18 protein-coding genes are annotated in these 19,217 nt (G+C 68.6%); 6 read left to right on the top strand and 12 right to left on the bottom strand.

Annotation, left to right across the window (positions count from 1 at the left end; translation table 11 throughout):
- Positions 1-10: 10 nt before the first annotated feature.
- Positions 11-1,108: a Gfo/Idh/MocA family protein gene (locus ACGFIF_RS20235; RefSeq protein WP_393156321.1), complete on the bottom strand. Its 1,098-nt coding sequence runs from the start codon at positions 1,106-1,108 to the stop codon at positions 11-13.
- Entirely contained in the window at positions 1,105-1,854 is a 750-nt protein-coding gene (locus ACGFIF_RS20230; RefSeq protein ID WP_393156320.1) for a sugar phosphate isomerase/epimerase family protein, read from the bottom strand. Before ACGFIF_RS20230 ends, ACGFIF_RS20235 begins: the two co-directional genes overlap by 4 nt.
- A 272-nt stretch (positions 1,855-2,126) precedes the next feature.
- Between ACGFIF_RS20230 and ACGFIF_RS20225 the strand changes: the two genes are divergently transcribed.
- Positions 2,127-3,140, top strand: coding sequence for a LacI family DNA-binding transcriptional regulator (locus tag ACGFIF_RS20225; RefSeq protein ID WP_393156319.1), 1,014 nt, complete (start codon positions 2,127-2,129; stop codon positions 3,138-3,140).
- Here ACGFIF_RS20225 and ACGFIF_RS20220 read toward each other — a convergent pair.
- The 3 genes from ACGFIF_RS20220 to ACGFIF_RS20210 form a co-directional block, all read right to left on the bottom strand.
- Complete coding sequence (locus ACGFIF_RS20220) at positions 3,137-5,230, bottom strand: molybdopterin-dependent oxidoreductase (RefSeq protein WP_393156317.1); 2,094 nt, start codon at positions 5,228-5,230, stop codon at positions 3,137-3,139. The two genes, ACGFIF_RS20225 and ACGFIF_RS20220, sit on opposite strands and share 4 nt — an antisense overlap.
- A gap of 35 nt (positions 5,231-5,265) precedes the next feature.
- On the bottom strand, positions 5,266-5,778 hold the full coding sequence (locus ACGFIF_RS20215) for an AAA family ATPase (protein ID WP_393156315.1): 513 nt from the start codon (positions 5,776-5,778) through the stop codon (positions 5,266-5,268).
- A 92-nt stretch (positions 5,779-5,870) separates the two neighbouring features.
- Positions 5,871-6,470: a TetR/AcrR family transcriptional regulator gene (locus ACGFIF_RS20210; protein ID WP_393156314.1), complete on the bottom strand. Its 600-nt coding sequence runs from the start codon at positions 6,468-6,470 to the stop codon at positions 5,871-5,873.
- Positions 6,471-6,548: 78 nt separating this feature from the next.
- On the opposite strand from ACGFIF_RS20210, the gene ACGFIF_RS20205 reads away from it, so the two are divergent.
- The 3 genes from ACGFIF_RS20205 to ACGFIF_RS20195 are packed head-to-tail and all read left to right on the top strand — an operon-like array spanning position 6,549 to position 8,435.
- Entirely contained in the window at positions 6,549-7,097 is a 549-nt protein-coding gene (locus tag ACGFIF_RS20205; RefSeq protein WP_393156312.1) for a 2TM domain-containing protein, read from the top strand.
- Positions 7,098-7,137: 40 nt separating this feature from the next.
- Positions 7,138-7,779, top strand: a complete 642-nt coding sequence (locus ACGFIF_RS20200; RefSeq protein WP_393156310.1) for a Pr6Pr family membrane protein — start codon at positions 7,138-7,140, stop codon at positions 7,777-7,779.
- A gap of 5 nt (positions 7,780-7,784) precedes the next feature.
- Positions 7,785-8,435, top strand: a complete 651-nt coding sequence (locus tag ACGFIF_RS20195; RefSeq protein WP_393156309.1) for a hypothetical protein — start codon at positions 7,785-7,787, stop codon at positions 8,433-8,435.
- A gap of 184 nt (positions 8,436-8,619) precedes the next feature.
- On the opposite strand, the gene ACGFIF_RS20190 is transcribed toward ACGFIF_RS20195, so the two are convergent.
- Positions 8,620-9,234 carry a transglycosylase family protein gene (locus ACGFIF_RS20190; protein WP_393156307.1) on the bottom strand — a complete coding sequence of 205 codons (615 nt, stop codon included), beginning with the start codon at positions 9,232-9,234 and terminating at the stop codon, positions 8,620-8,622.
- A gap of 166 nt (positions 9,235-9,400) precedes the next feature.
- Positions 9,401-9,664 carry a hypothetical protein gene (locus tag ACGFIF_RS20185; RefSeq protein ID WP_393156306.1) on the bottom strand — a complete coding sequence of 88 codons (264 nt, stop codon included), beginning with the start codon at positions 9,662-9,664 and terminating at the stop codon, positions 9,401-9,403.
- Between ACGFIF_RS20185 and ACGFIF_RS20180 the strand changes: the two genes are divergently transcribed.
- Positions 9,663-10,268, top strand: a complete 606-nt coding sequence (locus ACGFIF_RS20180) for a DNA-binding response regulator (RefSeq protein ID WP_393156305.1) — start codon at positions 9,663-9,665, stop codon at positions 10,266-10,268. The two genes, ACGFIF_RS20185 and ACGFIF_RS20180, sit on opposite strands and share 2 nt — an antisense overlap.
- Here ACGFIF_RS20180 and ACGFIF_RS20175 read toward each other — a convergent pair.
- The 5 genes from ACGFIF_RS20175 to lanKC form a co-directional block, all read right to left on the bottom strand.
- A complete protein-coding gene (locus tag ACGFIF_RS20175; RefSeq protein ID WP_393156303.1) occupies positions 10,247-11,944 on the bottom strand; it encodes an ABC transporter ATP-binding protein in 1,698 nt (565 codons plus the stop codon). The two genes, ACGFIF_RS20180 and ACGFIF_RS20175, sit on opposite strands and share 22 nt — an antisense overlap.
- The gene (locus ACGFIF_RS20170; RefSeq protein ID WP_393156302.1) at positions 11,941-13,593 is read right to left on the bottom strand and encodes an ABC transporter ATP-binding protein; all 1,653 of its coding nucleotides are present in this window, start codon (positions 13,591-13,593) and stop codon (positions 11,941-11,943) included. Before ACGFIF_RS20170 ends, ACGFIF_RS20175 begins: the two co-directional genes overlap by 4 nt.
- Complete coding sequence (locus ACGFIF_RS20165) at positions 13,590-15,518, bottom strand: prolyl oligopeptidase family protein (RefSeq protein ID WP_393156300.1); 1,929 nt, start codon at positions 15,516-15,518, stop codon at positions 13,590-13,592. Before ACGFIF_RS20165 ends, ACGFIF_RS20170 begins: the two co-directional genes overlap by 4 nt.
- A 191-nt stretch (positions 15,519-15,709) precedes the next feature.
- Entirely contained in the window at positions 15,710-15,844 is a 135-nt protein-coding gene (locus ACGFIF_RS20160; protein WP_132210032.1) for a SapB/AmfS family lanthipeptide, read from the bottom strand.
- 5 nt (positions 15,845-15,849) lie between these two features.
- Positions 15,850-18,429 carry a class III lanthionine synthetase LanKC gene (lanKC, locus tag ACGFIF_RS20155; RefSeq protein ID WP_393156299.1) on the bottom strand — a complete coding sequence of 860 codons (2,580 nt, stop codon included), beginning with the start codon at positions 18,427-18,429 and terminating at the stop codon, positions 15,850-15,852.
- Between the two features lie 251 nt (positions 18,430-18,680).
- Here lanKC and ACGFIF_RS20150 point away from each other — a divergent pair, with 251 nt between their 5' ends.
- Positions 18,681-19,211: an NUDIX hydrolase gene (locus ACGFIF_RS20150; protein ID WP_393156298.1), complete on the top strand. Its 531-nt coding sequence runs from the start codon at positions 18,681-18,683 to the stop codon at positions 19,209-19,211.
- The last annotated feature ends 6 nt before the right edge of the window (positions 19,212-19,217 follow it).

Below are 19,217 nucleotides of genomic sequence, written 5' to 3'. Positions count from 1 at the left end.
GGTGCCGATTTCAGAGCGTGGCCGCGGTGACGTCCCAGTCGTCCGGCAGGATCGCCGCGACCTCGACCGTACTGGTCACATCGACGAACGCGCCGGTGTCGATCGACTCGGTGATGGAGGCCATCACGTCGACGATGTGGAACGCCAGCGCGCCGGAGGCCCGGTGCGGCCGGTCGGCCCGGATCGCCCGCGCCATCTCCAGTACGCCGGTGCCACGCTGAGCCACTGCCTTGGTCTCGGCGACGGTCTCCCACTCGTCGGCGCCACGACGGCGGATCTTGATCTCACCGTCGAAACCGTTCGGGTCCGGTACGGCCAGCGTCGCCTCGGAGCCGGTGATCTCGACGAACCCGCCCCGGGACAGCGGCGAGTCGAAGCTGAAGATGCTCTGCGACGACTGCCCCGACTCGAACCGCGCGATCGCGCTGACGTGGGTCGGCACGGTCACGTCGAAGTCGGTGCCCGCGAGCGGACCCGATCCGATCGTGCGCTTGTCCCGTGACTTCGAACCGAGCCCGGCCACCGCCGCGACCGGCCCGAACAGCTGGACCAGCGTGGTCAGGTAGTACGGACCGATGTCCCACAGCGGGCCCGCGCCCTCCTGGAACAGGAACGCCGGGTTCGGGTGCCAGGACTCCGGGCCGGGGGACTGCATCAGGGTCAGCGCGGTCAGCGGCTGACCGATCTCACCGCGCTCGATGATCCGGCGCGACTCCTGCAGACCCGGACCCAGGATGGTGTCCGGTGCGCAACCGAGCCGCAGACCGGCGTCCTGAGCGGTGGACAGCAGCTTGAGGCCGCTCTCCTGGTCGAGTGAGAACGGCTTCTCACTCCACACATGCTTGCCTGCGGCAACGGCAGCCAGCGCCACCTCGACGTGGGCGATCGGAATGGTCAGGTTGACCACGATCTCGACGTCGGGGTGGTTCAGCACCGCGTCGGGACCCCCGTGGGTCTCGATGCCGTACTGCTCCGCCTTCTCCTTCGCCGCCTCCGGCCGCAGGTCGCCGATCGCGATAACGGCCAGATCCGGGAAGCTCTGCATGCTCTTGATGTAGGCGTCCGAGATCACCCCGGCGCCGATGACACCTACGCCGACTGCGCTCATGCAGGTGCGCCCTCTCCGGTCAGGAACGTGTAGCTGCCCTCGACGGCGTCGAAGATCTCGCCGCTGAAGTCGTCCAGCTCGACCACCCGCAGCGCGTTCGGGACCGCGGCCAGGATGTCCGCGACCGCGATGGTGCCGTCGCCGACCGCCACCTGGGCCTTGTTGTCCAGCGTCCCGTCGCCGTCCTTGACGTGGATCGCCGTCACCCGGTCGCCGAACTTGGCCAGCAGCGCCGGTACGTCGGCACCGCCGACGGCGGCCCAGTAGGTGTCCACCTCGAGGATCACCTCGTCGGACAGGTTGTCGACCAGGATCTCGAGCGCGTGCACGCCGTCGACCTTGGACTCGAGCTCGAAGTGGTGGTTGTGGTACCCGACCGTGATGCCGTGGTCGGCCGCCTCGATCGCGGCCTTGTTCAGTGCCTCGGCGGTGGCCTTGATGTCGTCGGCGGCCTGCCAGCGGGCCGGGTCGACGAACGGGTCGATGACGGTGGTGATGCCGAGCCGCTTCGCCGCGGCGTAGATCGGGGCGCTGTCCTCGCGGAGCAGGCCGGCGTGCGTGGTGGGCGCCGAGAGGCCGTACTTGGGCAGCGCCTCGGCCAGGCGGTCCGCGAAGGCGGTGACACCGAAGGGCTCGACCTTGGTGTAGCCGATCTCCGCGATCCGTGCCAGGGTGGCGTCGAAGTCCTCCTCGAGCTTGCCTCGGACCGTGTACAACTGAAGGGACAGGTTGTCCACTGCGACCATGGTTTCTCCTCGTCGCCGACGCCTCGCCCGCTGCCCTGGGTTCCACGCCGGCTTGATTGCCGAACCGGTTAAGTAACGACGGCAACCGTATCCCAATCGCGCCGCTCCACACCACCCTCCGCCCAACCACTGGGCGGTCACCTCGGGCCGTGGATTTGATCAAACTATTACTCTCCGCGCTTGCATGATGACACGGCGTAGAAACGGGCGCACACTGGAGGATTCCGGACTGACCGTCAGCGGTCCGGCCGCCCGTTACGAAGGAGGCCGTCGTGCCCCGAGTCACGATCAAGGAGATCGCCCGGCGGGCCGGCGTCTCCAAAGGCGCGGTGTCGTATGCACTGAACAATCAGCCGGGGGTTTCCGAGGCCACCCGGGCGCGGGTCCTGAAGGTCGCCGAGGAGCTGGAGTGGGTGCCGAACCGGGCCGCCCGCCAGTTGTCCGCGGCACGCAGCGAGACGTTCGGGCTCGTCCTCGCCAGGACCGCGAAGACCCTGAGTGAGGAGCCGTTCTACATGGGCTTCGTCGGTGGCGTGGAGTCGGTGCTGGCCGAGAAGTCGTACGCGCTCGCCCTCCAGGTCGTGGCCGATCTGCCCGCGGAGCTGGCGACGTACCGGAAGTGGGCCGCGGAGCGCCGGGTCGACGGCGTGATCGTGGTGGACCTGCGGGTCGACGACCCGCGGATCCCGTTGCTGCGCCGGCTCGGCGTACCGGCCGTACTGGTCGGCGACCCGTCGCTGGCCGACGGTATGACCTGCGTCTGGACCGACGGGGCATCGGCGATGAACGCCGCGGTCGAGCATGTCGCGTCCCTCGGGCATCGCGCGATCGCCCGCGTCGCCGGTACGTCGGAGCACGGCCACGTGTGGATCCGGGACCAGGCGTTCACGGCGGCGAGCCGGCGACTCGGCCTCCAGGTCCGGGTGGTGCACACCGACTTCTCCGCCGAGGAAGGCGCCGCCGCGACGCGTGCGCTGATGACCGCCGACGCCCGGCCGACCGCGATCATCTACGACAACGACCTGATGGCGGTGGCCGGTCTGGCCGTCGTCCAGGAGCTGGAACTGCGGTCGCCGGATGACGTCACGCTGGTCGCCTGGGACGACTCGACCCTGTGCCGGCACACGCATCCGACCCTGACCGCGATGAGCCACAACATTGTCGGGTACGGCGCCGAGGTCACCTGCCGGCTACTCGATCTCCTCGACGGCGCGCGACCGCAGGCCCACCTCTACTCGACACCGCTCCTGATCATCCGCGGCAGCTCCGGTCCGCCGCCCGGCTAGCAGGCAGTGACCGTGACCGGTACGCCGTTGACCGCGGAGGTGCCGGCCACGGTGTCGGTGAACTCGGCGTCGGTGACGTCGTTGGCGCTCGGCCCGGCGACCTGGTTCGCGACCGACAACCGGGCGCCCGGCCGGCCATGACCGAAACCGTGCGGCAGGCTGACCACACCCGGCATCATGTCGTTGCTCGCGGCAACCTCCACCGCCACGGTGCCGGCCGCCGAGCTGACGTTGACCAGCTGGCCGTCCGCCAGGTCGCGTTTGGCCAGGTCGTCCGGGTTCATCAGCAGCTGGTGCCGCGGCTTGCCCTTCACCAGCCGGGCCGAGTTGTGCATCCACGAGTTGTTGTTGCGCAGGTGCCGGCGGCCGATCAGCAGCAGCTCGCCGTCGTTCCCGGTCGCCAGCGCTTCCAGCCGGGGCAGGTCGTCCAGGATCATCCGCTGGGCGAGGTCGATCCGCTTGGTCTTGTGGTGCAGCGCCCCCGGGAGCGCGGGTTGCAGCGGTCCGAGGTCGATTCCGCCCGGCGAGTTCCGCAGTTTGCGCAGCGAGAGCCGGTACGGCCCGATCCGCAGTCCGAGGTCGACGATCCGCCGCGGCGACATCCGCAGCCGCGCCGAGGCCATCACCTTCCGGCGGCTCATCGGCGTACGACTCAGCAGGCGTACGGCGAGATCGCGGAAGATCTCCCAGTCGTGCCGTGCCTGTTCGGGTTTCGGCAGGACGGCGTCGTTCCAGCGGGCTGTGTTGCGGACGGCGAGCTGGTGGAAGATCACGTCGTAGTGGTCGCGTTCGAGCGGCGGCGCGGGCGGCAGGATCACGTCGGCGTGCCGGGTGGTCTCGTTGATGTAGGGGTCGACCGCGACCATGAAGTCGAGCGTGTCCAGAGCCTCGTCGAGTCTGCGGCCGTTCGGCGTGGACAGGACCGGGTTGCCGGCGATCGTCACCATCGCCCGGATCCGGCCGTCACCCGGCGTCAGGATCTCCTCGGCCATCGTCGACACCGGCAGCTCTCCGCCGAACTCGGGCAGCCCGCGGACCCGGCTCTTCCACACGCCCACATGCCCGCGGCCGAGACCGAGCAGCGGGTTCAGTGCCGGCCGCGGGAACATCGTCCCGCCCGGCCGGTCGAGGTTGCCGGTGATGATGTTGAGCACCTGGATCGCCCACTGGCAGACCGCGCCGAACTGCTGTGTCGACACCCCGACGCGTCCGTAACAGGCGGCCCGGCCGGCCGCCACGAACTCGTCCGCGATCCGCCGGATCACCTCCGCGTCGATCCCAGTGATCCCGGCCGCCCGTTCGGGGGTCCACGGCTCGACTGCCTGCTCGACCGCCTCGAGGCCGTCGACGTACGACGCCGCCTTGGCGTGACCGTTGGCGATCACCTGGTGGATGAGCGCGAGCAGGAAGGTCGCGTCGGTGCCGGGCCGGACGAAGTGGTGCTCGTCGGCGATCGCGGCGGTCTCGGTCCGGCGGGGATCGATGACGACGACCTTGCCGCCGCGCTTCTGGAGCTCCTTGAGGCGCCGGCCGAAACCGGGCGCGGTCATCATGCTGCCGTTCGAGGCGAGCGGGTTGGCGCCGAGCATCAACAGGTACGACGTCCGGTCGATGTCCGGGACCGCGATCATCAGCTGATGCCCGTACAACAGGTACGACGCGAGCATGTGCGGAAGCTGGTCGATCGACGTCGCGCTGAACCGGTTCCTCGTCTTGAGCTGCCGCACCATCGTCGGCATGTGGGTCAGTGCGCCGAGGCTGTGCACGTTCGGGTTGCCGAGATAGACACCGACCGCGTTCTTGCCGTGGTCGCGCTGGACCTCGGTCAACCGGCCGACGACCAGGTCGTACGCCGCGTCCCAGCCGATCTCCTGCCAGCCGTCCGCGGTCCGTCGGACCGGCGTGGTCAACCGGTCCGGGTCGTCCTGGAGGTCGCGGAGCGCCACCGCCTTCGGGCAGATGTGGCCGCGGGAGAGGGGATCCGACTCGTCGCCGCGGATGTCGGTCACCCGGCCGTCCTCGACCGTCACGAGCACACCGCAGATCGCTTCACACAGATTGCACGAGGTCCGCCGTACCGTGGTCGCCATCCAGCCAAACTACCCCTGAGTAGCCTGTCCGGTCATCACTCGAAGCGCGCCTCGTCGAGCCGGCCCAGGATCGCGTCGACGGTTTCCCCGGCGGACAGGTCGGAGTTGTCGAGCCAGAGGCCGCGGCGTGGGGTGAAGGCGTGCAGCTCGTAGTCGAGTTCGTCGACCAGGTGATGTGCCCCACCGAGCCGGCTCGAGATGACCTCGGGCCGCGGCGTCAGTACGACGAGGTAGCGCGGTCTGGTCCGGATTCCGTCCAGGAACTCACGCAGTAACTCACCGATCACGACGTCCTGCAGAACCACGGTGAAACCTGCATCGGCGTACCCGTCGGCGGCCTGACAGGCGAGCCGGTAGCGCAGCTGAAGTTGCCGCTGGGCCGCGGCGCTGTCGTCGGCCATCGAGGCCTGCCCGCTGACGATCATCCGGCGGAACACATCGCCGCGGAGATGGACGCCGTACTGGAATCTTTCGGCCAGTAACTGCGAGACCGTCGACTTCCCGGCCGCCCTGATTCCACTGACGACGATCACCCCCTCGGACTCCATGGAGGTGATCGTGCCACGCGGGACAAGGTTTTGGTCCGGTCCCGGCGATTCTTGTCTGTCCTCGGACAGAAAAGCTCCGTTTGTAAGGGGTTTCAGGCCAGCAGGCCGTCGAGGTGATGGCGCAGGATCTGCCGGACCCGGGCCGGGGTGGTGCGGCCGGGCTGGAACGAGGCATGCAGTGCCAGTCCGTCGATCAGGGCATGCAAACGTTCGACCTCGCGGCGCAGATCCGTCCCGTCGCGGAGCACGCCGTCCTTGGCCAGCGCCTCGAGCAACATCTCGCACAGTCCGCGCAGGTCGTCGTGCACCTTGTCGACGTGCTCGCGCAGGTCGCCGGCGCCGGATTCGGCCTGGGCCTGAGCCATGAACGACATCCAGATATCGAACTCGGCCCGCCGCTCGGCGTCGAGCGGGATCACCTCCTCGAGATAGCGCAGTACGGCGGTGGGCGCGTCGCCTGTCGGCTGCAGTGCGCTGATCCGCTCGGTCACCCGGCGGGAGACCAGATCCATCGCGAAGCTGAGCAGACCGGCCTGGTCCGGGAAGTAGTAGCGGACGGCGCCCGCGGACCAGCCGGCCTCGGCGGCGATGGTCCGGACCGAGGCGGCCCGGATGCCGTCCTGGCGGACCACCCGCCAGAGCGCTTCGGCGATCTCCTCGCGGCGGGCCTCGTGGTCGACGATCTTCGGCATGCGCCCTTTTTAGCACGAACGTGTTAGAGTCGGTTGTAACACGGTCGTACTGAATAAATCTCGGGAGGGTGAACCGCTGTGCTGATCGCTGTGATCGCCGCGTGTGAGATCGGCTTCTGGGTCCTGCTTGCTGCCGGCCTGGCGACGCGGTACCTGCTCCGGCTGCCGAAGGCGGGGATGGTGCTGCTGGCCGGCGTACCGCTGGTCGACGTCGTGATGCTGGTCGCCGGCGTGATCGACATCCAGCGCGGTGGTGAGCCGTCGTTCAAGCACTCACTGGCCGCGATCTTCATCGGCGTCAGCGTCGGATTCGGGCATCAGACGCTGAAGTGGGCGGACCGATGGGCCGCGCACTACCTGGCTGGTGCGCCGCGTCCGGTGAAGCCGCCGAAGGGTGGCGCGGAACGGGCCCGCCGCGAGCGCGCCGGCTGGTTCCGTCACCTGCTCGCGTACGTCGTCGGCTCCGGCATCATGCTCGGCCTCGGCGTCCTCTCCGGCCAGGGGTACGACGCCCTGCTCGGCCCGGCGTGGACCTGGACGATCGTCCTGGTCATCGACGCCATCGTCTCCTTCAGCTATAGCTTCGACGGCGCCGAGCCTCGCGAGAAGGAGAAGCAGTCCGTCTGAGGTCCCGGAGTCCGGCGTCCCGTCGTCGTACATTGCGTTCATGACGACGACGGGGCGTAGCTGGGCGGGGCTGACCGCGCTGATCGTGGCGGCCGGGATCGTGGTGCAGCTGATCGTGACGGCGAACGGGACCGAGGGGTTCTTCCCGGACAATCCGGACCGGGTGTTCAACGTGTTCGCGTACTTCACGATCCAGTCGAACCTGTTGCTCGGTGGGACGGCGCTGATGCTCGCGCTGCAGCCGGACCGGCCGCAGAGCACGTTGTTCAAGACACTGCGGCTGAACGGCGTCCTGTGCATCGCAGTGACCGGGATCGTCTACCACGTGGCGCTCGCGGGGCTGGACGACCTGTCCGGGTGGGCCGCGGTCGCGAACTTCCTGCTGCACACGGCCGCGCCGGTGGTCGGCGTACTGGGCTGGCTGCTGTTCGGACCGCGCGGGCGGACCGATCCGCGCATCGTTGCCTGGTCCCTCGTGTTCCCGCTGCTGTGGCTGGTGTTCACGCTGGTCCGCGGCGAGTTCGTCGGGTTCTACCCGTACCCGTTCGTCGACGTCGCCGAGCACGGTTATCCGCGGGTGCTGCTGAACTGTCTGCTGGTCGCGGTACTGTTCCTGGCTCTGGCGGCGGGGGCCACCTCCCTCGATCGCCGGTTGCACCGGAAGACAACCGTCGAAAGGTAAGACCCGTGCTGGTGACCTCTCGCTCGTACGCCGAGTACGAAGCGATGTTCGACCTGACCGAACTCCCCGACTCGATCCTCGACTGCTGTGCGGGTGGTGCGGGCTTCACCGCCGAGGCCGCCGCCCGCGGTGTCGACGCGATCGCCGCCGATCCGGCGTACGAGCTCGAGCCCGCCGAACTCGTGGACACGGTCCGGCGGAGCCTGCCCGCGACCGCCGGGATCGTCGACGAGCACTCGGGGAGCTTCGTCTGGCACTGGTACGGGTCGCCGGAGCGGAAGGACCAGTACAGGATCGAGGCGGCCGACGCCTTCCTGCAGGACGTGGCGGTAGCGCCCGAGCGTTATGTCGCGGCCGGGCTGCCGGAACTGCCCTTCGGGGACAGGCGCTTCGAGCTGGTGCTTTGCTCGCACCTGTTGTTCACCTGGGCCGACAAGTACGACCGGGACTGGCATCTCGCGTCGCTGCGCGAGCTGATCCGGGTCAGCAACCGCGAGGTCCGCATCTTCCCGTTGGTGATGCAGGGTGCCGGTGATCCGGTGCCGTATCTCCCGGACCTGCTGCAGGCGCTGGACGGCGTCACCTGGGAGATCCGCAAGGTGCCGTACGAGTTCCAGGTGGGTGCCAACGAGATGTTGGTGCTGACCCGCAGCTGACGTCTGGTGCCCCCCACCCGTTCGCGATCACGGATGAGTTGCGCACTAACCCGCCACGAGGGGTGGGAGGCGCCAAACGCAAGCTGACTACGCGCCGCCGCGGCTACCGCGGTGGCTGTGTGTGCTGAGACCGGTCGGTACGACGGGAGGACGGTCTACCGCCGCACCGACCGGATGGAGAGTGTCAGCGGAGATAGCGGCCGCACACCGGCCACGGCTGGGCGCCGCGCTGGGAGTACAGCTTCTTCGCGCGCATCAGCTGCTCGGCCGCCGACGCCTTCGCCGGGTTGCCGGAGCCGCCGACGCTGCGCCAGGTCTGCAGGTCGAACTGGAACAGCCCGTAGTAACCGGCCGGGTTCACCGCGCGCGGGTTGCCACCGGACTCACATTCCGCGACCTTCCGCCAGGCGGCACTCATGCTGACGCTCTTCGAGGGACGGTCCTCGGAGCGGCTGGTGCGCACCCTGCGTTCGGTCTTGCGGACCTTCTTGGTCTCGACCTTCTTCGTGGTGACCTTGCGCGGCGCGGTGGCCTTCTTCACACCGTCCAGCGACAGGGTCTGCCCGATCAGGATCAGATCGGGGTCCTTCAGGTTGTTGAGCTCGGCCAGCTGCCTCCAGTCGGCACCGTTGGCCTGAGCGATCTCGGAGAGGGTGTCGCCAGGCTTGACCGTGTAGTCGGTCGCGAACGCCGCGCCCGCGCCGGCGGCTGTGATACCGGCCCCGAGGCCGGCAATGGAGAGGGTCCGGGCCACCCGGCGGGTACTTCGCCGGGGGCGCGCATGTCGTGCTTTGGCCATCAGAAGTGCGCTCCTCGTGAGCTTGGGCATGGTGGAACTCACCAGGCCCCCCGTGCAGGGGAGGGGGCATCCGGGCAGGTCACAGGACAGCGTCCGAATGGTCACGCCACGGTAACGACGCGACCTGAGTCATCCTGTGCGACCTGGGCCGGGAGCGCAAGACCATTCACCGAATCTGCCCCGGTTTTTTCTTGCCCTTGATGAAGCGAAATCCCAACAACAGAACGGTTTCCTCCGTGTTTGAGCGTTGACGTTCGGTGGTATCCAAGCGCTCGAAACAGCCCGGTTTCCGCCGCGGACCGATCGGTTTCCCGCAGTTGCGCGTGTCATCGCGGCGGTTGAGTCGTTGATGAAACACGGGCACCGCCGTCCGGATGTCGGATTCGTGGGCGGCGGCCGGCGGATGAGGCGACGGACGTGATGGGGGCATGGCGGTGATCCGAGTAGCTCTCGGCCATCGCGGCACATTGGTGCGTGGTGCACTGGCCGCGATGCTGGCAAGGGAGAACGATCTGGACGTGGTGGCCGAGCTGGACCGGTCGGAGGACGTCCTGCACGTGGCCGGCCGACGGCCGCACGTCGTACTGCTCGATCCACAGCTCCCAGGGCGGATCCGGATCGAGGACCTGTGCCGGAAGCTCACCGGCCCCGGCGTACTCGTGCTGATCGATCACGAGGCGATCGCCGCGACCAGCCTGGCCCTGGTGAAGCAGGCGCCGCGAATCGGTCTGATCGCGACGGATGCGACGACGGATCAACTGGTGCAGGCGGTTCGCGATGTGGCGAAGGGCTTGCCGGTGGTCGACGTACGCCTTGCTGTCGCCGCGTTGAAGGCGGGCGACAATCCGCTCACCGATCGCGAGTGCGAGGTGCTGCGCCAGGTCACCACCGGTGCCACCGCGCAGGAGATCGCCCGCACCCTCAGCCTGAGCGCGGGCACGGTGCGCAACTATCTGTCCCGCATCCTCGCCAAGACGGGAGCGCGCAGTCGTATCGAGGCGATCCGGAAGGCTCAGGACGCCGGCTGGATCTGACGCCGCTGGGTGGTCGTCGGGGCCCAGTGGCCGTGGAGCTCGCGGTACTGGCGGGACGTGCGCATGAGCGTGGCGTGCGTGCCGATGGTCGCCTTGTTGCCGTCCAGGACCAGGATGCGTCGCGCGCGCAGGGCCGAGCTGATCCGGTGCGCGATCACGATCAGCGTGCCGCCCCGCTGGGCGAAGGCTTCCTCGGCCCGCCGCTCGGCCTCCGGGTCCAGGAAGCAGGTCGCCTCATCGAGCACGACGAGAGGCGCCGGCGACAGGTACGCACGGACGAGTGCGATCAACTGCCGCTCGCCGGCCGACAGCTCACCCGGCTTCACCTCAGCGGCCAACCCGCCGATCCGCTCGATCAGCGCGCCGGCCCCGATCGCCGCGACGGCTTCCTCGACTTCCGGCACCGTTGCATCAGGCAACAAGTAGACCAGGTTGTCCAGCACCGACCCGCTGAACACGTACGCCTCCTGCGGGATCAGCACCCGCGTCGCCGCCAGCGCCTCCGTCGTGAGCTCAACGGGCAGTACGTCGCCCAGCAGCAACCGGCCGCGGGTCGGTTTGAGCATCCCGCAGACGAGCCCGGCCAACGTCGACTTACCGATCCCGCTCGGCCCGACCACCGCGAGATGCTCGCCCTCGGCCACCGTCAGCTCGAGCTGGTCGAGCACCGGCTCGGCGTTGGGCCCGTACGCGAAGGTCAACCCACGCATCCGCACCTGATACCCCTGCACCACGTCGACCCGCCGCGGCCGCTCGACCGGCGCCGCCGAGTCCAGGATCCGCCCGAGCGTGATCACGTACCGCAGCCCGCTGTCGCCCAACGCACTCAGCACCGTGTTGAGCGCGGGCTGCAAACCGATCAGTACATACGTCAGCCCACCGAGCAGCGTGCCGGTGCTCACGCCGCGCCCGACCAGCCACGGCCCGATCGCCAGCAGGATCAGCAGCGGCAACCAGCCACCGACCGCGAAACACAGGGTGCGGAGCGCGGCCACCTTGGCCAAGGCGCGCTCTGCTGTCGCGTGCGCCTCGATCGGTTCGCCGACCAGTTGCTCGGCGTACTCCTCGGTCCCGCTCGCCGTGATGTCCCGTACGCCGCCGAATACCATCCCGGCCGAGGCGGCCAGATCCTCATCGGCCTTCAACGACGCCCGGACCCGATCCGCCGCCATCCCCAGCACCGCCAGGGACAACGCGAACCCGAGCAGGAACGGCGGTACGACGAACGCCGCGACCACCGGCGCCAACGACAACAGGCCGGCCAGTACGCCGAACAACGTGACCGCGAAACTGCGGATCACCAGAACGAGACCGGCGAACGTGTCCCGGACGATCTCGACCTGCCGGTTCAGCCGGGCCACGGCACTGTCGTCACCCGTGCGCAGTGCGCCGGCGACCACCCGTCGGACCAGATCGTCCCGAACCGGCTCGACCAGATCGCCGAGCCGGCCGTAGACCTGCTTCGCGCCGGCCGAGCCCAGGCCCGCGGCCACGATCAGTCCGCCGAGCCAGGCGATCCCTTGCCAGGCGTGCCCGGCGAGGAAGTTGTCCGTCGCCCGCGCGACCGCGATGCCGTACACCGCGGTCGGCAGGATCTCCGGGACCGACCACGCGACCAGTTTCAGGGCCGAGCGGTTCCGGAGTGCGCGGGCGCCGTACGAGAGCTCTCGTCTCAACCGAAGACCTCGCGGTACGAGGAGTTCTGCCAGAGGTCGGCGTGCGGGGCGACGGCGCGGACCTGGCCGTGGTCGAGCCAGACGACGAGGTCGGCGCGGGCCGCGGTCGCGGGACGGTGGGTGATGATGAGCCGGGTGCGGTGGTGCCGGTCCTCGGTGAGGGTGCGGCTGATCTGCAGCTCGGTCGCGGTGTCGAGGCTCGAGGTGGCGTCGTCGAGCACCAGCAGCCGGTTCGCCGACCAGGCCCGCGCCAGCCCGAGTCGTTGCCGCTCACCGCCGGACATCGGTGCCTTGCGCAACGACGTGAAGTACCCGTCCGGCAGGCGGCTGACGAAGTCGTGCGCATGCGTCGCGCGGGCGGCCGCCAGGGTCCGGACCGGGCTGACGGCTCTCGGCTCGATCGCGTCACCGATGGTGCGACCGACCAGTTGCGGGCGCTCGAACGCGCACCCGACCGCACTGCGCAGCGCCCGCCGGCTGACTGCTTGCAGCGGTACGCCGTCCAGCGACACCTGACCATTCGACGGATCGCGCAGCCGCGCGGCAACCGCGGCGAGGATCGACTTCCCGGCTCCGCTCGGACCGACGACGGCCACGGTCGCACCACCGGGCAGGTCGAGCGTCACGTTGTCCAGCAGGACATTCCCGCCCGCCACCACGCTGACGCTGTCGAACGTCAATTGTCCGGGCCCGGTCGGGATCGGCAACGTCCCGTACCCGATGGTCTCCGTCGACAACACCTCGGCTGTCCGGTGCACACCGGCGCGCGCTCGGGCGATCTCCCCGATCACGCCGGTCAGGTTGCCCAGGCCGGCGCCGAGGACGGCGTACTGGGACGCGGCGAACAGTTCGCCGGCGGTGATCTGACCGGCCACGAGTTGGAGACCGCCGACCGCCAGTACGGCGACCAGCACGAGCGGACCGACGACCGCGGCCTGCGCGCCGGAGCGGGCCAGGATGCGCCAGGTGACGACGCCGTGCTTGTGGAGCTCGGGGAGGCGACTGAGGATGCGTCGCTCCTCACGGGCCGTCGTACCGGCGGCTGCAATCGTGCGGATGCCGGTGAGCGACTCGGACAGGAGTGAGGCGATCCGGCCCTGGGTCTCCTGGTAGGCGAGGCTGACGTCGGCTGTCCGTCGGGCGAAGGTCCAGAGGACCGCGATCACCAGCAGCACGCCGCCGAAGAAGGCCGCGGCCAGCCAAGGATCGATCACGGCCAACAGGACGAGACTTCCGGCGGGCGGTGCGATGGCGGCGATCGCGGTGACGGCCGCCGGGCCGGCCTGAGCGGCGTCGGTGGCGTTCGCGGAGACGCGGGTGACGAGATCGCCGGTCTCGAAGTCGCGAGTGCCTTCCGGGCCGCCGTGGACGATCTGCTTGACCAGGCGGTGCCGCAACCAGGCAGTGGTCTCGGCGACACAGGCGGCGCCGGCGAACGCGTCGATCAGGCTGGCCGCGATCCCGAGTGCGATGAAGCCTGCCGCTGCCATCAGCCATTGCGTGTAGCCGGTGCCGGCGACGATCGAGTCGACCGAACGGCCGAGGATCGTGGGCAGCGCCAGGGTCACGCTGCTGCCGATCAGCGCGTTCAACCCGATGAGCGGCAACCAGCCCCGGCCGTGCTTGACCACCGATCCGAAGGTGATCATGTGTCCAGCCCGGTCTGCTCGGCGACGAACGCCAGCATGTCGGCCGCCAAGCTGATGCCCTTGCCGGCCGCTCCGGTCGCGTGACCTGCGTCTGGGTCGAGTCTGAGGAGGACTGGCCGCTGACTGGCAGTGGCGTGCTGCAGCGCGGCGGCGAGTTTCCTCGCGTGCAAGGGATCTACGCGGGTGTCGTTGCCGAACACAGTGAACAGAACGGCCGGATACCTCACGCTGTCTGTCACCCGGTGGTATGGCGAGTACGACAGCAGGTTCGCGAACTGCTGGGGATCCGTTGCGGATCCGAACTCCGGCACCCAGCGCTCGCCCAGTCCGGACAGTTCGTAGCGGACCATGTCCGTCAACGGCGCTGAGCAGACGGCGGCGGCGAACAACTCCGGGCGTTGGGTCAGCGCGGCAGCGACCAGGAGACCGCCGTTCGACTCACCGCACAGCGCGAGCTGGTCCGCAGTGGTCCACCCCTCCGCGATCAGGTGCTCGGCTGCGGCGATGAAGTCGTCGAAGACCTGCTGCTTCTGGTCGAGGATGCCGGCCCGGTGGGACGCTGCGTCGCCCCGGACGTTGGCCGTCACGAAGACACCGCCGGCTTCGACCCACGCGACGGTGAAGGCCGAGTACGTCGGAGTGAGCGACCGGCCGAAACCGCCGTACCCGTAGAGGATCGTGGGCCGCGGACCGTGATGGCCCGGCTTGGCGATCGCCCGCAGTTCGAGCTCGGTGCCGTCCGGGGCGGTGCAGGTGATTCGGTGTGACACGGCTTCTGCTGTTGCGCCTGGCGCTTGGGACCACAGCGCCGTACGGCCGGTTGTGTCGTCGTAGCAGTAGACGGCTGATGGCGTGACGCTGTCGGTGTAGCTGAACCAGGCTTGGTGTCCGCCGTCCGGGCGGGTGGTCAAGGATCCGATCGAGCCGACGCCGGGTAGTTCGACGTCGCCGATCCGGTTGCCGGTGGCGCGGTCGTGGACGGCGATCTCGCTGGTCGTGCTGACGAGCAGTACGTCGTCGAGGACCGCGAGGCCGGTCAGTGGTGCGCCGGGGCTGATGAACTCGTGCCAGACACGTGGGCTGGCGGGATCCCCGATGCAGATCCGGCCGGTCGGGGCGTCCTTCGTCGTGACGACGTACAGGCGACCGTCCGGGCCGACCGACATCACGGTGAGTGCGTCGACGCCTTGCTGGATCGGAGTGGGCGGCTCGTCGATGCTGAGGTCGGCCAGCCAGAGGTCGTTCGCCGTACCGCGGACGGCTGAGATCGTGAGCCAGCGCCCGTCGTTGCTGATCTCCAGCCCGTACGACGCTTCGTCGGCGAGGACCGTGGTGTCCGGCTCGCCGAGCGTATGGCGTCGTACCTGGCGGAAACGTACGTAATAGAAGGATTTTCCGTCCGGGAGCCAGGCGATGGGGGAGTATCGGCAGCCGTCAATCGGGCCGTCCACGACGTCGCCGGTGGTCACGTCGAGGACGTGGAGGACGGACTGCTCGTCGCCACCTCGGGAGACCTGGAACGCCACGAGATCGCCGTCGGGCGACGGTTGCCAGCTGTCCAGGGTGGTGAGCCCGGACGGGTCGAGCTGAATCGGGTCGACGAGGATCGTTTCGTCGACGTACAGGACGGGATGTTGTTGCCCCGGGTCGCGGCGGACGGTGAAGCAGCGGCTGCCGCGCCAGGTCGGGGACGAGACGGTGCCGACGTTCGAAAGGATCTTCACCCGGGTGCGGAACCGGAACCGGCCGGACAGTGTGGCGGCGTGGTGCAGCCAGAGCTCGTCCTGGCTCGCCTGCCACTGCTGGGTGTCGGCGGACGTCGCGTCCTCGAGCCAGCGGTACGGGTCCGCGACGGGGTGGCCGTGCACCTGCTCCACGAGCGGGAGCCGCTCGGCGCATGGATAGGACTGCACGGGGTTGGACAAGTGCGGTGCTCCTTCCGACTGAGAAGAACACGAGCCGTTGCTGGGGGCGCGCACGGGCCGAGCGGGCGAGCGCTGCGGCCCGTTGCCCGACTGCTCAGCTGTTCGGTGAACCGGGGCGGAATGCAGGTTCGGCCCTGGGTGGGTATTGCCGCCCACCCAGGGCCTTCAGAACCTGGTTGCCCAGGGACCGATCAGTGGCAGAGCAGAAGGCTCAGGTTGCTCGGGCGCTGCGAAGCGCAGCCCAGCACGGTCAGCGTGGAACCACCGTGGTGGTGGCCGCCGCCGTAGCCCGGGGTCTCCAGACCCTGAAGGTCGAGAAGTGCCATGTTCTTTACACCCCCTTTGGTGCAGATCGTCGGGACAGAGACTCGGACCACTGGGGAGGTCCGAGGAACGGGAGGGACACCGGAGCGTCGTGCAGCGCGGCTCCCAGGGCCAGCAGGACGCCGGCCGATCCGGTCGCCAGGTCCATCGAGAGACGGAGCAACTGGTTGCCGGGGAACGCGAGGCCGCCTTCGAACGGCATCGCGTGCCAACCGAGCCCGTACAGCAGGTCGTCGACCGTTGCCTGCTCCTCGCCGAGTGCGGCGGCGGTCAGGAGCAGACCGGCGCGACCCATGAACAGGCCGGGCTGGACGTAGTAGGAGCAGTGCGTCACTCGCTGCAGCTCACCGAGGATGGTCGCGAGCTCTTCGGACGGACGGTGGCGCAGGTACCGCTCGAGGACGAGCGCGACCCCGGCCGAACCTTCTTCGAGGTAAGGCAGCGTTCGCCAGCCCTGGTTCACCTGAAGCATGCCGTCGGGCGTTGTCGTGCATCTCTTGAGGTCCTGCCTGATGGCGATCTCCGCCAGATCCAGCAGGCCGGTGTCGCCCAGTTGCTCGAACGCTGCCAGGAACAGCAGCGCCGGTCCCGACGAGCCGTACATCAACCCGGCTCGCGCGTGCTGGCCGCCACTGATCTCCGTTACGTCGGTGACGTCGCCGAGCCGGTCGGCGACCAGATCGAGCACCCGCACTGCCTTGGCCCGAAGGTTCGGCTCGGTGTCGAAGTGCAGGAGGTTCAAGCCGATGCCGGCGAGTCCGGAATGCAGTCCCAGCTCGCGAGAGCTCCAGTCGTCGGCGAGGGTACGGTCGACCAGGTCCAGTGCGTCCTGGCGGTAGCCGAGCTCGTCGAGGACATGCGCTACGCCGGCGAGGCCGTCGTACAGGCCGGGGCCGGTCTCGGTGTCCAGAGTCCGCTTGCGCAGCCAGTCGTCGTACTCCGGGAACCGGCCGGCACCGGTCTTCGCGAGTGCGTACAGGACGCCCGCGGCGCCGGTAGCGATGTCGATGCCGCCGCCGTCTCGGAACTGGGCGATGTCACCGGGGAACAGTCGGTCGGTCCGCTCCGGCGTCGCGCTGGCGACGATAGCTCTCGTGAGTGCGTCGCGTACGTCGGACCACTCGGCCTTGCCGGGAAGGGCGACGTTCTTGAAGTCGTCCGTCTGCTGCGGACAGATGGTCCTGACCGCGGCGTCAATCGTTGCCCTGGGCACCGGGAAGGTCTCGGTGATCATGTCGGCGAGCTGGAACGCCTTGCCTGGACTGAGATTGAGCAGGATTGTGGCCTGCGGGGCGAAGACACCGAGCGCGACGCAGGCGAGTGCGTAGCGGTCCACGTCGACGCCCTGGCGATCCGGCGGTGCCGCGTAGCCCGGGTGGGCGAGCGTCGACCGTGCCTTGTCCTCGGCCCGGGTCGCGACCTCGAAGTCGATCAGCGTCAGCCGGCCGTTGCCGTCGAGCAGGACGTTGTCCGGGTGCAGGTCGCAGAACACGACTCCGCGACCGTGCAGTTGCCCGACCGCGTCCTCGACCTTGCTGACCATCTCGGTGGCCCAGGCGGCGTACTCGGCCTTCTCGGCTTCGGTCGCATCCGGATGGGTCAGGGGATAGCGCCGTACCAGCTCTCGCTGCAAGGACACCGAATCGATGTGCTCCTGCACGAGGAAGTGGTGCTCACCGAGCTGCAGATAGTCATGCGTCCGCGGTACGACGTCCAGGCCGTCGAGCTGCTCGAGGATGTCGCGTTCGTGGCTGACCCGGGCGACCGCATCACGCCCGGCCATGTCGAGACCGGCGTGCGGGCGGCCCTCCTTGAGGACTACGCGTTCGCCGGTCTCGGTGTGGTGGCCGAGGTACACCCCGCCGCCGTTGGAGAACTGGATGACGCCGTCGATCGTGTACGCGAGCTCGTTCGTGGTGACCGCGTTGCGGGCGTCGAGATGCGGCTGCAGGAACGCAGGCAGCGTGACCCACGGCGGCACCGAGAACGTCGGACTGCGGTGGTCCGGGACGAGCCGGCCCTGGTCGTCCTCGACGGCGAGCACCCGCTCGCCGGTGGGCGACAGACAGAACCTGCTCACGAAGGCGCCGTACCGCACGAAGAGCGGGCCTTCGGAATAGCGAAGATCGCTCAGAATATAAGGGCCTTCGACGCCCTGGAGGATCTCGTCGAGCTCGGTCAGGGTGGTGTGCAGTTGCGCCTCGTCCGCCGGGTAGATCGTCACCAGCTTGCCGCTCGAACCACGCGGCGCGGACTTCGAGTTGACCATCACCAGTACGGGCTCGTTGCGGAGGAACTTGAACGCGATCCCGCGCGGGACGCAGTACTCCCAGACCGCCTCGAGCGTCTGCTCGACATCGGCGAGCCGTGCCGAGATGTGGATCTTCCAGCCCTGCTGCGGGAGCTTCAGGTCGCTGGGCGCGTAGTGCATCCACGTTTCGCCGGGCGCATGCTGCCAGCCGTCCGGCACCTCCCGCGCACACAACGCGAAGTCAGGATGCTGGGCACCACGATTGGCCGGCGTCTCGTAGAACGTCCGATCCGCCAGGCAATAGAACTCGTAACTCTCCTGCGCTCCGTCACGCATAACTGTCCGACCCCCCTTCGTGGTGCCCCGCACATCTTGGGCACCCCGACGGGGGTCGTCGTAGTGCACGATGTCATCACTCTCGTGTGAAGAACCCACACACTACGAGTGAGTAACTAAACACTCTTCGTAACCCGGATGCGCCGTCTGAGCGCAAATCCCCCCGTGACAACATGTCAATCCGTCCCAACGCCATCACAACCCGTAACTTCCGAATCTGTCGCTCGTGCCCGGCCGACTAGTGTCGCCGTGTGACAACGACGTGGACCATCCACAGCGAGCGAGTAGTCGACAACACCCGCCGGCTCCGCCTGAGCATCGCCTCCGTCGAACTACCCGACGGCGCACGCTTCGAGCAATACATCCTGCGGATGCCGAAGGCCGCGATGATGGTCGTGCTCGACGACAGTCGCGAACACGTCCTGATGATGTGGCGGCACCGCTTCATCATCGATCGCTGGGTGTGGGAACTACCCGGCGGCTACGTCGACCCCGACGAGGATCCGGCGATCACTGCGGCTCGTGAAGTCGAGGAGGAGACCGGCTGGCGGCCGAGGAACGTGGAGCCGCTGGTCTCTCTCCAGCCTTCGGTCGGTACGACGGACGCCGAGAACCTGCTCTTCGTCTCGCACGGCGCCGAGCACATCGGCCCGCCGACCGACATCAACGAAGCAGCGCGTGTCGAGTGGATCCGCCTCGACTCCATCAGTGACCGGATAGCCGCCGGCGAGATAGTTGGCGCGGCCTCGCTGGTGGGACTGCTTCATGTTCTTGCCTTCTGACCTCTG

This window comes from Kribbella sp. NPDC049174, assembly GCF_043197365.1.
In the GTDB taxonomy this organism is placed as follows: domain Bacteria; phylum Actinomycetota; class Actinomycetes; order Propionibacteriales; family Kribbellaceae; genus Kribbella.
This window is presented reverse-complemented; position numbering and strand designations above follow the sequence as displayed.